The following is a 13,720-nucleotide window of genomic DNA, read 5'->3' on the forward strand; positions in this document are numbered from 1 at the left end:
ACGCCCGGTTTTTGTTTGCCCAAAGATAGCGGAGCCAGGCTCAGGCCAATTGCGCCACGGCCAGGCGCAGGTCCTGCCAGGCGCGCGCCTTCTCGCTGGGACTGCGCAACAGATAGGCGGGGTGGTAGCTGACGATTACCGGAATCTCCCGCCCTTCGTCCGTCTTCAACTGGTGAACGCGGCCGCGCAGGCTGCCGATCGTGGCGTCCGTGCCCAGCAGCGTCTGGGCCGCGAAACGGCCCAGCACCAGGATCCGCTCCGGCTTGAGCAGCGCAATCTGGCGCATCAGGTACGGACTGCAGGCCGCGATTTCCTCAGGCTTGGGATTGCGGTTGCCGGGCGGCCGGCACTTGATGACGTTGGTGATGAACACATCGCGCTCGCGGCTCATGGACACCGACGACAGCATGGCGTCCAGCAACTGGCCCGAGCGGCCCACGAAGGGCTGCCCCTGCCGGTCCTCTTGCTCGCCAGGCGCCTCGCCCACCACCAGCCAGCGCGTAGGTTGGCCGCCGTGGCCGAACACCGCGTTGCGGCGGCCCTTGCACAAGCCGCAGGCGGAACAGGCCACGACCTGGTCGTGCATTTCTTCCAGTGTGGAATTCCGGATCGCTTCTGCCACAGGCACGGGCGGCGGAGGCGCCGCCTCGGCCTCGGCCTTGGGAGCCGGCGGCGGCGGCGGGCCTTTGCGGTTCAGGATCGACGTCGGTATGCCGGGACGGCCGGGAGCGGGTTCCGCAGGAGCCGCCGCGGCGGCGGGTGATGCCTCGCGCGCCGGGACCGCCGGGACCGCCGCGACCGGAGCGACAGGCTGCGGCGCAAGCGGCGCCTCGGCGACGGGATCCTGGGCCGCAGCCGGCAAAACCGGCTTGGAAACAAGGGCTTGCGCCTCGGCCGTCGGTTTGCCGGGCGCAGGGGCTGGACGCAGCCACAGCCGCTCCATGCCGATCTCGCGCAGCCAGATGCGCTGCAGCGGATTGACCCGGGGCGCGGCCGGCGGCGGCGCTATGTTGGGCTGGCTCATGCCGCCGCTCCATCCGCCGCAAAGCGCTTCTGCATGACCAGGGCATCTTCCCTGCCGCCTTTCTCGGCCGGGTAATAGCCCCGGCGCACGCCAATCTGCAGATACCCGTGCCGTTTGTAGAAGCTGACGGCCGACTCGTTGGACGGGCGCACTTCCAGCAGCACGCCCTCCATGCCGCGCTCACGCGCCTGCTGCTCGCACCAGTCCAGCAGCACGCCGCCCAGGCCCTGGCGGTGCAGCGGCTTGGCGACCGCGATCACCAGCAGGTGCGCCACGTCGGGCGCGAACATGAGCACGCAGAACCCCGCCAGCTTGCCCTCGCGCCTCAGCGCCCAGGCGCCGTAGCCTGCCGCCAGGGCGTCCGCGAAATTGCCACGGGTCCAGGGGAAGGCCTGCACGTGCGCTTCCAACGCCACGACCTCGTCCAGGTCGGCGTCGGTCATCGGTTGAGGCACCGCGGGAACCAGCGAAGGCTGGGCTTTCGGATTGCCGCCCTCGCCCCGCATGCGCTCGGCAGTGGTGAACGCCACCTTGTCGCGCACGTACAGCGGCGCGGCCAACTCGGGCGCCACGGCTTCGCCCCGCAGCCAGCCCTGCCGGCCCAAACGGGCAACGCTGGCCGCTTCCGGACGCCTGGCGTCGGCGCGGCGCCAGGCGCCGGGATATTCCATTTCGGACGCGTAGGCGTCCCAGGCATCGCCGGCCAATACCGGTTCCAGCGGCCGGCCCGCGCGCGCCGACCATGCCGGCAGGTGATGGGCGGTCCATGGCACCACTTCAGCCGCCGCGATCAGCAACGGCGCCTGCAGGACTTCCCAAGAGATTTCGCCATCTGAAACGTCCGTCTGGCGGTAGACGGCCAGATAGACCTCATTCATGCGGGCGTCCAGCGCCACCACGATCGCGTCCGCCGGCGTGGCCTCCACCTGTGCGGCGACCGCCTGATGAGAGACAATGGGAAGTACGGGGATGCCCAGGCCGAGGCCCATGCCTTGCGCCACTCCGCAGGCCACCCGCAGGCCGGTAAATCCGCCCGGCCCCTGGCCGAAAGCCACTGCGTGCAAGGCGGCTGGCGCCAGTCCGGACGCCGCCAGCAGTTCGTTGGCCATGGGCAAGAGCCGTTCCGCGTGCTCCTGGGAACCCTCGTGTTCCCTGACGCTGACCTCCAGGCGGCCATCGGCCGCCCGCAACAGGGCCACGCCGCAACGGGACGAAGAAGTTTCCAAAGCCAGCAGGTTTAGTTCCATAGATGCAGATTGTACGAAATACCGCGACTCCGCCCCCGGTTATCAGGGGGATGCGAGGGGGATTTCAACCATGGTTCGCAATGTGTAATATCTTGTGAACGCCCACTAGCCGCTGGTTCTTGCCACTGTTACATTTCCGGCCATGAATACGCAAAACACCACCCCCACCCGAAAAATCCTCGTCGTCGACGATGATCCGCGCTTGCGCGATTTGCTGCGTCGGTACTTATCCGAGCAGGGATTCAACGTTTTCGTTGCCGAAGACGCCAAAGAGATGGGCAAACTCTGGCAACGCGAGCATTTCGACCTGCTCGTGCTGGATCTGATGCTGCCTGGAGAAGATGGCCTGTCCATCTGTCGCCGGCTGCGCGGTGGTCACGACAATACCCCCATCATCATGCTGACGGCCAAGGCGGAAGAAATCGACCGCATCGTCGGCCTGGAAATGGGCGCGGACGACTACCTGTCCAAGCCGTTCAACCCCCGGGAACTGCTGGCGCGTATCAACGCGATCCTGCGCCGCCGCGGCACCGAGGAACATCCCGGCGCCCCCAGCCAGGAAAACGAGTCCATCGCCTTCGGCCCCTACACGCTGAACCTGTCCACCCGCACGCTCACGCGCAACGGCGAACAGGTGCCCATCACCACCGGCGAATTCTCGGTGCTGAAGGTGTTCGCACGCCACCCCAAGATCCCGCTGTCGCGCGACAAGCTCATGGAACTGGCGCGCGGCCGCGAATACGAAGCCTTCGATCGTAGCCTGGACGTGCAGATCTCGCGCCTGCGCAAGCTGATCGAACCGAATCCGTCCAAGCCCGTATTCATCCAGACCGTCTGGGGTCTCGGATACGTGTTTGTGCCGGACGGTGGTAGCTGACCGACTCGCCCGCCCCGGGCAGGAGCGCAGCCTCGTGCCCCGCTTGCGCAGAACCTTCAGGAACCTGACATCACGTTTGCGGCTCGGCTTGTTCGGCCGCACGTTCCTGTTGCTCGCCGCGCTGATGCTCGTCAGCCTGGGCGCGTGGCTACAAGTATTCTTCAGCATGGAGCTGGGACCGCGCGCCAACCAAATGGCGCAGCGGGTGATCACGGCCGTCAATATCACGCGCACCGCGCTGATCTACTCGCATAACGACGAGCGCAGCAAGCTGCTGCTGGATCTGGCCACCAACGAAGGCATCCAGGTCTATCCGCGCGAAGTCACCGACTTCGCCGAAGCCCTCCCCGACGACGATTACTGGCAACGCGTTGCCCAGCACATCCGCACGCGCTTCGGCCCGGAAACGCAGATTGCCTGGGGCGTCAACCAGGTACCCGGCTTCTGGGTCAGCTTCCAGATAGAAAAAGACCTGTATTGGCTGGTGTTCGAGCGCGAGCAGATCGGCCTGACGGGCGGGATCGAATGGCTGGGCTGGGGCGCCACGGCGCTATTGCTGTCGCTGGTGGGCGCCGCAGTCAGCGTGGGCTTCGTCAACCGGCCGCTGTCGCGGCTGGCCCGGGCCGCCCAGGTGCTGTCGCGGGGCGAAACTCCCGCCGCCCTGCCCGAGCAGGGACCACTGGAAATCCGCGACCTGAACGCCTCGTTCAACCGCATGGCCAAGGACCTCAGACAGGCGGAGGCCGACCGCGAGCTGATGCTGGCGGGTATCTCGCACGACCTGCGCACGCCACTTGCGCGCATGCGGCTGGAGATCGAGTTGAGCGGCGTATCCGAGGACGCCCGCCAGGCCATCGACGAAGACCTGGGCCAGATCGACCACAGTATCGGCCAGTTGATGGAGTACGCGCGTCCCGCCGGCACGTTGCCGCAGCTGGCCACGGACATCTCCGCGGTGCTGGCCGAGCTCTACGAACGCGAACGCAGCCATACCGCATCCCTGGGCGGGGAGCTGGACGCCACGCTGGAGCCGGGCCTGCGCGCCCGCATCACGGCGCTCGACCTCAAGCGCATCGTCAGCAACCTGATCGAGAACGCCCGCCGCTACGGCCGTTCGGCCGATGGCATGGCGCATCTCGTCATGACACTGCAAGCTGAAGGCTCCATGATCGTGATCGAGGTGTCCGACCGCGGCCCCGGCATCGCGCCGGAAGACGTCGACCGCCTGTTGCGGCCGTTCTCGCGCGGCGAAGCCGCGCGCACTGGCGTCAGCGGTGCGGGGCTGGGCCTGGCCATCGTCGAACGCCTGCTCAAGCATGTCGGCGGCTCGTTGCGCATGCTGCCGCGCGAGGGCGGCGGCCTCACCGCAAGGATAGAGTTGCCCAAAGCAAAGTTTAGGAATTATCAATTAGACAACGAGAATCCATAGCGTAGAATTAAGGTTTGAGGCGCAGCCTTAATTCCACCAACAACTGGGAGTAAACATGAAAACTGTTGGCGACAAACTCGAACCCTTCAAGGTCACCGGCGTCAAGCCCGGCTTCAACCAGCACGAAGAAAACGGCGTGTCGGCGTTTGAAGACATCACCGAAAGCTCGTTCCCCGGCAAGTGGAAGGTCATCTACTTCTACCCGAAAGACTTCACGTTTGTTTGCCCGACCGAAATCGTCGGCTTCAACAAGCTGGCCAAGGATTTCGAAGACCGCGACGCCGTCCTGCTGGGCGGCTCGAGCGACAACGAATTCGTCAAGCTGGCATGGCGCCGTGAGCACCCGGACCTCAACAAGCTGGGTCACTACCAGTTCGGCGACACCACCGGCGCTCTGATCGACCAGCTGGGCGTGCGTGAAAAGGGCGCTGGCGTTGCCCTGCGCGCCACCTTCATCGTTGATCCGGACAACACGATCCAGCACGTTTCGGTGAACAACCTGAACGTCGGCCGTAACCCGGAAGAAGTTCTGCGTCTGCTCGACGGTCTGCAAACCGACGAGCTGTGCCCGTGCAACCGTACGGTTGGCGGCGCCACGCTGTAATTTCCAGCCCGGCCCGGGACCCGATTGCGGGTCCTGCGCTGGGCTTTAACTGCTCTAGATTATAGGTAAAAGCTATGGAATTTCTTACGACCATTAAGGAACAACTGCCGGATTGGGCCAAGGATATCCGCCTGAATCTGGACGCCGTGATCGCCCGCTCGACGCTGGCTCCTGAAGATGCCGTCGGCGCCGCGCTGTCCGCCGCCTACGCCGCGCGCAGTCCGGTGCTGGTCGAAGCCTTCAAGAGCGGCCTGTCCGAAGGCGACGCCAACGCCGCGCTGACGGCCTCGGCCCTCATGGGCATGAACAACACCTGGTATCCGTACGTCGAAATGACTGGCGACGCCCAATTGAAGAGCCTGCCGGCCCAGTTGCGCATGAACGCCTACGCCACCCACGGCGGCGTGGAAAAGAAGCGCTTCGAGCTGTTCGCCCTGGTGGCCTCCATCATCGGCAAGTGCCACTTCTGCGTGGCTTCGCACTACGAAAACCTGAAGAATGACGGCCTGTCGACCGAGCAGCTGCGCGATGCCGGCCGCATCGCCGCCGTGGTCAACGCTGCCGCCCTGGCGCTGGCTGCCCAAGGCAAGTAAGCCTCCGTCCGGCAAAAAAAAGCCCGCCTGCGTAACCGCAGGCGGGCTTTTTATTTACGTCGCCGACCGTTTATTTCTTCGGCATGCTCGACGTGGTGGGCAGGCCGTTCGCGACCCACGCCTCGACGCCGCCGCGGTACCAGTACACGGTCCAGCCCAGCGTGCCGGCGCGCAGCGCCGCGTTGTAGGCGGAACGATCGTTCATGCCGGCGCCCAGGACCACGACGGGCGCCTTGCGATCGCCACCGTTGTTCTTCAACAGCCAGGCGTCGAAGCCTTGCTGCAGGTGATCCGTAACGCTGCCGTCCGAACCCGCATCGGTCAGCGGATAGCCGATAGGCACCGTGTCGCGCAGCCCGCTGGTATCGACGATGAGGAGATTCTTGTCTTTCTTGATCATCCCGACCAGGTCGGCGGTCGTGATCACCTGGGCCCGGTAGATCTTGTTGGGCGTCGGCCCCTTGTACGGCGCGGTGAACAGCATGGTCGTGGCCGGCACGCCAAAGTCCTTCAGCTCGTCGATGGCGCTGGCGGGCAGGCCCTGCCCCGGCTGCGCCGGCTGCTGCCGCGGCGCAGCCGAGCCCGGAGCCGCCCCTGCCTGAGCGACCTCGCCGCCCACGGTGCCCATCTCGATGTCGGAAATCATCACCGCGATGTTTTCGATCAGCTCATAGCACATGGTGATCGAGCCTTCGCGCGGGCTGTACCAGGCATTGAGCTGGCCGCAGTCCTTGAACACCACGTTGACCGGGCGCGGCAGCACGTAGCGTTCGCCCAGCAGCTTGATGTTGTTCGAGATCGCTTCGGACAGATTGTTCGCAAACAAGTTGCCGATCTTGCGCTTGGACGGCTGGAACACCACCTTCACCGGCGCGCCGGGCGCATTCGCCGGCTGCTGGCCTTCGGGCGTCCAGGTGCCCACGCGCGTGTGAGGCGCCAGGATCTTGTTCCAGGCGCGGTTCTGCTTGTTGAATTCATCCGCGCAACGCGCCCGGGTCCGGTCCTCCAGCCCGACGTGTTTGGCAATGGACTCGAACACGGCGGGGTTGCCGCCGTACATGATGCAGAGCATGTTGCGAAAACGCTTCAGGTCGCCAGTGTGCTCGTCTTGCCAGGCCGAGGAGGCGTCGGCCCCCCTGCGCTCGGCCACCTTGCCGCTGTAGTACCACTGCAAGGCCGCGTACTTTGCCGCGTCCTGCGCCATGGTGTTCACTTCCTTGTTGTCCGACGGATACATGGTCGGCTCGACGATCTGCAGCGCCGAATAGATGTCGACCGCGTCCTCTTCCGCCCCCGTCGAGGGCAGCTCCAGCTCGCCGATCAGGGCGTGCCCGAACTCGTGCATGAAGATGCTGCGCATGATGCCGATGTACACCGACACAATGCGCATGGTGTCGCCGCCAAAGCGCGGATAGGGGCCTTCCCCCGGCAAGGCAGGGTTGTAGTCACCGCCACCCTGTCCAGCGGCCGGAGCCTGCGCCTGGGGCTTTTGCGCCGTGCCCCCGCCTGCGTTGCCGCCGCGCGCGGGCAAGGTGCCGGCCGCCGGCGCCGCGGCGGATTGGCCGCCGGTCATCGTGATCTTGAAATCGGCAACGCCGAAGGTGCCTACGTCGTAGGCCATGATTCCCAGCTCGGCGCCCGTGGCGGGCTCATTGCTGACATCGCCGATCTGCTGGCCGTTGACGATGAAACGGGCCGCGCCGGGCAGCTCGACCACTCTGATGCGGTCGGTACCGTCCAGCTTCGCTACGTTGGGCAGCGCAGCGATGTCGCGGCGATCCTTCCCCTGCAGACAGAACAGCAGCGTATTCTTGTCGGCCGTGAGTTCGAGCAGGCACAGGCTCTTGTTGGCGCGGTTGCTCAGTGCCACGCCGATGGACGCTTTCGGATTTGGCGACTTGACGACCACATTGACGTCGGTCACCCGGCCCGATTCCGGCGCCGGCCCGACATTCATGTACAGCGTCTGTTCGCTGTCGGCCTTGTTCGCGTTGTGCAGGGTGAACCATCCATCCTGCACGCCGGCGGTCCAGCCCTCAAGCATCTGCTGCTTGACCGCGCCGGCCAGCGGGCCGAGCTGCTGCTCGTACTGCGCATGCGCGGGCAGGCTTACCGCGCCGAAGATGGAAGCCAGGGCGATGCCACGTAAATGCATCCGAATGTCTCAGTAGTCGAAATGAAGTAGCGCAGAATATGCCAGATCAATCCGACCCGCTTATTCATTTGTTAAAGATGTATCAAAACCAAATGAATTGCGGAGAATATGCGAAAGCCCCTTGCCCGCGGGCCCCGCGGCGGGCTAGGAAATCCGCCCCAATAGCGCCACCACCGTCGCCGCGATGCCTTCCTTGCGGCCCAGGTACCCCAGGCCTTCGTTGGTCTTGGCCTTGATGTTGACCTCGGTCTCGGCCAGCCCGGTATCCGCGGCGATGTTCTTCACCATGGCCGGCGCGTGCGGACCGATCTTGGGCGCCTGCGCGTGCAGCGTGGCATCGATGTTCACCGGCGTCCAGCCCGCGGCGCGCACGCGCGCCATGGCCTCGCGCAGCAGCACGCGGCTGTCGGCGCCCTTGAAGGCCGGGTCGGTATCCGGAAAGTGGCGGCCGATGTCGCCCAGGCCGGCGGCGCCCAGCAGCGCGTCGGTAATGGCGTGCAGCAGCACGTCCGCGTCCGAATGCCCCAGCAAGCCATGCGTGTGGGGAATCGTGACGCCGCCGATGATCAGCGGGCGGCCCTCGACCAGCGCGTGCACGTCGAACCCCTGGCCGACGCGAAAAGGAATACTCATAGCCATTTTTCCATCAGTTCAAAATCGTCCGGCCACGTCACCTTGAAATTGCGCATGGCGCCGGGCACCAGCAGCGGCGCATAGCCCGCCGCCTCGATGGCCGAGGCCTCGTCGGTGACGGCCGCGCCGCTCACCGAGGCCGCCGTCAGCGCATCGCGCAGCACGCCGGCCCGGAACATCTGCGGGGTCTGCGCCAGCCACAGGCCATTGCGGTCCAGCGTGCGCTCCACACGCTCGTGGCCGGCCTTGACGGTGTCGGCCACGGGCAGCGCCAACAGGCCGCCCACGGGATCCGCCAGGCAGGCGTCGATCAGGCGGCCCAGCGCCGCCGCCGGCAGCCCGGGGCGCGCGGCGTCATGCACCAGCACCCAGGTATCGTCGGCCACGCCGCTGTCGGCCAGCGCGCCCGCCACGGTATCCGCGCGGGTCGCGCCGCCGCAGGCGCGCCACACCGTGCGCGGCAGGCCGGCCAGCGCGGCATCGACCCAGCCGTCTCCAGGCGTCACGGCCACCCGCACCTGCGAGATGCGTTCATCGGCCAGCAGCGCGCATACCGCATGGCGCAGCATGGGCTGTCCGGACAGCGGACGGTACTGCTTGGGCACGGTTTCATGCCCGGGCCGGCTGGCGCGGGCCCCTACGCCCGCAGCGGGCACGATTGCAATGAGGGAGGCAGACATGGTGCGGTGATTTTATAATCTTCCGCTTGATGCCTGCTCCCAGCCTGATGCCAGCCCCCTCCGCCCCCGCCACCTTCGCGCCTCCCGTCCCCGCTACGGCCCCCACCCTGTCCGCGCTGAAGGCCGGCGCGCGCTATGCGCAGCCGCGCCCCCCAGGGTCCGGCGACGCCTGGCTGCTGGCGGACCTGGCGCGGCAGGCCTCGGCGCCGCTGGTCATCCTGACCGCCGAGCCGGTCGAGGCCCAGCGCCTGGCCGAGGAAATCCAGCTGTTCGCACCGGACCTGCGTGTGCGCCAGCTGCCCGACTGGGAAACGCTGCCCTACGACGCCTTCTCGCCGCACCAGGACCTGATTTCGGAACGCCTGCACACGCTGCACTCGCTGATGACCAAGTCGGTGGACGTGCTGACGGTGCCGGTCACCACGGCGTTGTACCGGCTGGCGCCGCCCTCTTTCCTGGCGGCCTACACCTTTTCCTTCAAGCAGAAGGACAAGCTCAACGAAGCCGCGCTGCGCGCCCAGCTGACCCTGGCCAACTACAACCACGTCACCCAGGTAACGGCGCCCGGCGAATTCTGCCTGCGCGGCGGCCTGATCGACCTGTTCCCGATGGGCTCGGTGGTGCCCTACCGCCTGGACCTGTTCGACGACGAGATCGAGACCATCCGCAGCTTCGACGTGGACACGCAACGCAGCCTGTACCCGGTGCGTGAAGTGCAGCTGCTGCCCGGCCGCGAATTCCCTATGGACGAAGACGCGCGCAACCGCTTCCGGGCGCGCTTCCGTGAAGTCTTCGAGGGCGACCCCTCGCGCGCGCTGCCCTACAAGGACATCGGCAACGGCATTCCGTTCGCTGGCGTCGAGTACTACCTGCCGCTCTTCTTCGAGGAAACGGCGACGCTATTCGACTACCTGACGGAAGGCACGGTCACCGTCACCGTGGGCGACATCGACGACGCCATCCAGCGCTTCAACCAGGACACCTCCAGCCGCTACGGCTTCCTAAAGAGCGACCGCGAACGGCCGGTGCTGCCGCCCTCCGAACTGTTCCTGGACAACGAGACGCTCTACGCACGGCTGAAGGATTTCCGCCGGCTGTCGCTGACTGCCGGCCAGCCGCATCCGGACTTCCGGGCGGCGCCCGACGTGAGCGTGGCGCGGCGTTCTGAAGATCCCATCGCCAAGCTGCGCGCGCTGGTGCAGGCCGGCCAGACGCGCGTGCTGCTGTGCGCCGACTCCGCCGGCCGGCGCGAGACCCTGGTGCAGATGCTCAACGAGTTCGGCGTCACGCCTGACGCGCAGCCCGACACCATCGAAGCCTTCCTCGCTTCGGACGCCCATTTCGGCATCGTCGCCGCACCGCTGTCCACAGGCTTCGGGCTGCCCCAGGCCAATCTGGCCTTCCTCACCGAAAACGACCTGTACCCGGGCCTTGCCACCACCGGCCGCCGCGGCAAGCGCGACCAGGAACGCGCCAGCAACGTCGAAGCCATGGTGCGCGACCTGTCCGAGCTGCGCGCGGGCGACCCAGTGGTCCATGCGCAGCATGGCATCGGCCGCTACCACGGCCTGGTCAACATGGACATGGGCGAAGGCGGGATGGAGTTCCTCCATCTGGAATACGCCAACGGCAGCACGCTTTACGTGCCGGTGTCGCAGCTGCACGTGATCGCCCGCTACAGCGGCGCCGATCCGGAGGCCGCGCCGTTGCATCAATTGGGCTCCGGCCAATGGGACAAGGCGCGCCGCAAGGCCGCCCGGCAGGTCCGCGACACTGCCGCCGAACTGCTGGCCCTGTACGCCCAGCGCGCCGCACGCGAAGGCTACGCCTTCAACCTGCCGCTCAACGACTACCAGGCCTTCGCCGAGGGCTTCGGCTTCGAGGAAACGGCCGACCAGGCCGCCGCCATCGAAGCCGTCATCGCTGACATGACCTCCGGCCGCCCCATGGACCGCCTGGTCTGCGGCGACGTGGGCTTCGGCAAGACCGAGGTCGCGCTGCGCGCCGCCTTCCTGGCCGTGGCCAATGGCAAGCAGGTCGCCCTGCTCTGCCCCACCACGCTGCTGGCCGAACAGCATGCACAGACCTTCTCTGACCGCTTCGCCGACTGGCCTGTGAAGGTCGTGGAGCTGTCGCGCTTCCGTTCGGCCAAGGAAGTCTCCGCCGCCATCGAAGGCATCAACGACGGCCGCGTGGACATCGTCATCGGCACCCACAAGATCCTGTCCAAGGACGTGAAGTTCAAGCGCCTTGGCCTGGTCATCATCGACGAAGAGCACCGCTTCGGCGTGCGCCAGAAGGAAGCTTTGAAGGCGCTGCGCGCCGAGGTCGACGTGCTGACGCTGACCGCCACGCCCATTCCGCGCACGCTGGGCATGTCGCTGGAAGGCATACGCGACTTCTCCGTCATCGCCACCGCGCCGCAAAAGCGCCTGGCCATCAAGACCTTCGTGCGGCGCGAGGACGGCAGCACCCTGCGCGAAGCGCTCTTGCGCGAACTCAAGCGCGGCGGCCAGTGCTACTTCCTGCACAACGAAGTCGAGACCATCCACAACCGCCGTGCCCGCCTGGAAGAACTGGTGCCCGAAGCCCGCATCGCCGTGGCCCACGGCCAGATGCCCGAGCGCGAGCTGGAACAGGTGATGAAGGGCTTCTACCAGCAGCGTTACAACGTGCTGTTGTGCACCACCATCATCGAAACCGGCATCGACGTGCCCAGCGCCAACACCATCGTGATCCACCGGGCCGACCGCTTCGGGCTGGCCCAGTTGCACCAGTTGCGCGGCCGCGTCGGGCGCTCGCATCACCAGGCCTACGCCTACCTGCTGACGCCCGGTGAAGACGCCATCACCAACAACGCCAAGAAGCGCCTGGAAGCCATCCAGGCCATGGAAGAGCTGGGCTCGGGCTTCTACCTGGCCATGCACGATCTGGAGATCCGCGGCACGGGCGAAGTGCTGGGCGATTCGCAGTCCGGCAACATCCAGGAAGTGGGTTTCTCGATGTACAACGAGATGCTCAACGAAGCGGTGCGCGCGCTGCGCGCCGGTGAAGAGCCCGACCTGGACGCGCCCTTCAACCTGGCCTGCGAAGTCAATCTGCACGCCCCGGCGCTGCTGCCGTCCGACTATTGCGCCGACGTCCATGCCCGCCTGGGCATCTACAAGCGCCTGGCGCACGCTGCGGACGAAGACGATCTGATCCACATCCAGGAAGAACTGATCGACCGTTTCGGCAAGCTGCCCGAGGCCGCGCAGACGCTGCTCGCCACGCACCGCCTGCGCCTGGCCGCCCAGCCCCTGGGCATCGTCAAGATCGACGCCAGCGAAACCCAGGCGCTGCTGCAGTTCGGCCCCAAGACCTCGGTCGATCCCGGCAAGATCATCGAACTGGTGCAACGCCAGCGCCACATCAAACTGGCGGGACAGGATAAATTGCGGGTTGAGATCAAGGCCGCGCAGATTCCTGCCCGCGCCGATGCCGTGCGCGCCGTGCTGCGCGCCTTGAAGTAACCGTCAAACCACACTGATTTCTATGACCACCCATCACCTTGTCGTCCAATCCCCCGGCCTGACCGTGGAACATGCTGAACAGTTGGCGGCCCTGGCCCAGGCGCAAGGCGTCGCGCGCATCAGCGCCACTGCCGCCCGCCTGCTCGACGTGCAGCACGACGACTCGACCCGCGCCGACGTCGTGGGCTGGGCAGAACGCCATGGCGTCGACACCGCCTTCCTGCCCGCAGGCCTGAAGCTGTCCGGGTGCAAGGTGCTGGCCATGGACATGGACTCCACGCTGATCAACATCGAGTGCATCGACGAGATCGCCGGCGTGGCGGGCCTGAAGGACAAGGTCTCCGAAATCACCGAGGCCGCGATGCGCGGCGAGATCAAGGACTTTTCCGAAAGCCTGCGCCGCCGCGTCGCCCTGCTCGAAGGCGTGCCGGCCGATGCGCTGGAACAGGTCTATGCGGACAAGCTGCGTCTGAACCCCGGCGCCGAACGCCTGATCACCACGGCCCAGGCGGCCGGCATCAAGGTGCTGCTGGTCTCTGGCGGTTTCACTTTCTTCACCGAACGCCTGCGCCAGCGCCTGAACCTCGACAGCGCGCACGCCAACACCCTGGAAATCGCCAATGGCGTGCTGACCGGCAAGGTCTTGGGCGACATCCTCGATGCCGACGCCAAGGAAGCCCACCTGCGCGAGTTCGCCCGCCAGCACGGCGCCTCCCAGGAGCAGATCATCGCCATGGGCGACGGCGCCAATGATCTGAAGATGCTGGGCATCGCCGGCTTCCCCGTCGCGTACCACGCCAAGCCGCTGGTGCGTCAGCAGACGCGTTATGCGCTGAATGTGTCGGGGCTGGACGGGGTGCTGAACTGGTTCGAGAGCTGATCGCGCCACGCCCGGCGCCTGTGCCCGCAGCCAGCGGCCAAGCATGAAAAAAGCCACCTCGCGGTGGCTTTTTCATTGCAGCGGCG

Annotated in this window: 11 protein-coding genes; 6 read left to right on the plus strand and 5 right to left on the minus strand. The window is 66.3% G+C overall.

Annotation, left to right across the window (positions count from 1 at the left end):
* Nucleotides 1-40: 40 nt before the first annotated feature.
* Complete coding sequence (locus tag IB268_RS17510; protein WP_192354570.1) at nt 41-1,024, minus strand: uracil-DNA glycosylase; 984 nt, start codon at nt 1,022-1,024, stop codon at nt 41-43.
* The gene (tsaB, locus tag IB268_RS17515; protein WP_054450515.1) at nt 1,021-2,271 is read right to left on the minus strand and encodes a tRNA (adenosine(37)-N6)-threonylcarbamoyltransferase complex dimerization subunit type 1 TsaB; all 1,251 of its coding nucleotides are present in this window, start codon (nt 2,269-2,271) and stop codon (nt 1,021-1,023) included. Before tsaB ends, IB268_RS17510 begins: the two co-directional genes overlap by 4 nt.
* A gap of 142 nt (nt 2,272-2,413) precedes the next feature.
* On the opposite strand from tsaB, the gene ompR reads away from it, so the two are divergent.
* The 4 genes from ompR to IB268_RS17535 all read left to right on the plus strand — a co-directional run bounded on the left by ompR (nt 2,414) and on the right by IB268_RS17535 (nt 5,774).
* The gene (ompR, locus tag IB268_RS17520; protein WP_013392162.1) at nt 2,414-3,148 is read left to right on the plus strand and encodes a two-component system response regulator OmpR; all 735 of its coding nucleotides are present in this window, start codon (nt 2,414-2,416) and stop codon (nt 3,146-3,148) included.
* Between the two features lie 34 nt (nt 3,149-3,182).
* Nucleotides 3,183-4,577 carry an ATP-binding protein gene (locus IB268_RS17525; protein WP_059374934.1) on the plus strand — a complete coding sequence of 465 codons (1,395 nt, stop codon included), beginning with the start codon at nt 3,183-3,185 and terminating at the stop codon, nt 4,575-4,577.
* Between the two features lie 55 nt (nt 4,578-4,632).
* Nucleotides 4,633-5,181: a peroxiredoxin gene (locus IB268_RS17530; protein WP_006389231.1), complete on the plus strand. Its 549-nt coding sequence runs from the start codon at nt 4,633-4,635 to the stop codon at nt 5,179-5,181.
* A 74-nt stretch (nt 5,182-5,255) separates the two neighbouring features.
* The gene (locus tag IB268_RS17535; RefSeq protein WP_042796792.1) at nt 5,256-5,774 is read left to right on the plus strand and encodes a carboxymuconolactone decarboxylase family protein; all 519 of its coding nucleotides are present in this window, start codon (nt 5,256-5,258) and stop codon (nt 5,772-5,774) included.
* Nucleotides 5,775-5,844: 70 nt separating this feature from the next.
* Here the strand turns inward: IB268_RS17535 and IB268_RS17540 are convergent, their stop codons facing one another.
* From IB268_RS17540 to ispD, 3 genes are all read right to left on the minus strand, one after another.
* Nucleotides 5,845-7,929: a DUF4344 domain-containing metallopeptidase gene (locus IB268_RS17540; protein WP_119450991.1), complete on the minus strand. Its 2,085-nt coding sequence runs from the start codon at nt 7,927-7,929 to the stop codon at nt 5,845-5,847.
* Nucleotides 7,930-8,073: 144 nt separating this feature from the next.
* Entirely contained in the window at nt 8,074-8,562 is a 489-nt protein-coding gene (gene ispF, locus IB268_RS17545; protein ID WP_054450511.1) for a 2-C-methyl-D-erythritol 2,4-cyclodiphosphate synthase, read from the minus strand.
* Nucleotides 8,559-9,242: a 2-C-methyl-D-erythritol 4-phosphate cytidylyltransferase gene (ispD, locus tag IB268_RS17550; protein ID WP_175213933.1), complete on the minus strand. Its 684-nt coding sequence runs from the start codon at nt 9,240-9,242 to the stop codon at nt 8,559-8,561. Before ispD ends, ispF begins: the two co-directional genes overlap by 4 nt.
* 29 nt (nt 9,243-9,271) lie before the next feature.
* On the opposite strand from ispD, the gene mfd reads away from it, so the two are divergent.
* Entirely contained in the window at nt 9,272-12,754 is a 3,483-nt protein-coding gene (mfd, locus tag IB268_RS17555) for a transcription-repair coupling factor (RefSeq protein WP_175159647.1), read from the plus strand.
* A 22-nt stretch (nt 12,755-12,776) separates the two neighbouring features.
* Complete coding sequence (serB, locus tag IB268_RS17560; RefSeq protein ID WP_175213932.1) at nt 12,777-13,634, plus strand: phosphoserine phosphatase SerB; 858 nt, start codon at nt 12,777-12,779, stop codon at nt 13,632-13,634.
* The last annotated feature ends 86 nt before the right edge of the window (nt 13,635-13,720 follow it).

Source organism: Achromobacter sp. ACM01 (genome assembly GCF_014851745.1).
Lineage (GTDB): Bacteria > Pseudomonadota > Gammaproteobacteria > Burkholderiales > Burkholderiaceae_B > Achromobacter > Achromobacter aegrifaciens.

What these genes read in the sequence shown, in the direction of transcription:
- IB268_RS17510 (WP_192354570.1), bottom strand. Translation starts at nt 1,024, where the DNA reads ATGAGCCAGCCCAACATAGCGCCGCCGCCGGCCGCGCCCCGGGTCAAT.
- tsaB (WP_054450515.1), bottom strand. Translation starts at nt 2,271, where the DNA reads ATGGAACTAAACCTGCTGGCTTTGGAAACTTCTTCGTCCCGTTGCGGC.
- ompR (WP_013392162.1), top strand. Translation starts at nt 2,414, where the DNA reads ATGAATACGCAAAACACCACCCCCACCCGAAAAATCCTCGTCGTCGAC.
- IB268_RS17530 (WP_006389231.1), top strand. Translation starts at nt 4,633, where the DNA reads ATGAAAACTGTTGGCGACAAACTCGAACCCTTCAAGGTCACCGGCGTC.
- IB268_RS17535 (WP_042796792.1), top strand. Translation starts at nt 5,256, where the DNA reads ATGGAATTTCTTACGACCATTAAGGAACAACTGCCGGATTGGGCCAAG.
- IB268_RS17540 (WP_119450991.1), bottom strand. Translation starts at nt 7,929, where the DNA reads ATGCATTTACGTGGCATCGCCCTGGCTTCCATCTTCGGCGCGGTAAGC.
- ispF (WP_054450511.1), bottom strand. Translation starts at nt 8,562, where the DNA reads ATGAGTATTCCTTTTCGCGTCGGCCAGGGGTTCGACGTGCACGCGCTG.
- ispD (WP_175213933.1), bottom strand. Translation starts at nt 9,242, where the DNA reads ATGTCTGCCTCCCTCATTGCAATCGTGCCCGCTGCGGGCGTAGGGGCC.
- mfd (WP_175159647.1), top strand. Translation starts at nt 9,272, where the DNA reads ATGCCTGCTCCCAGCCTGATGCCAGCCCCCTCCGCCCCCGCCACCTTC.
- serB (WP_175213932.1), top strand. Translation starts at nt 12,777, where the DNA reads ATGACCACCCATCACCTTGTCGTCCAATCCCCCGGCCTGACCGTGGAA.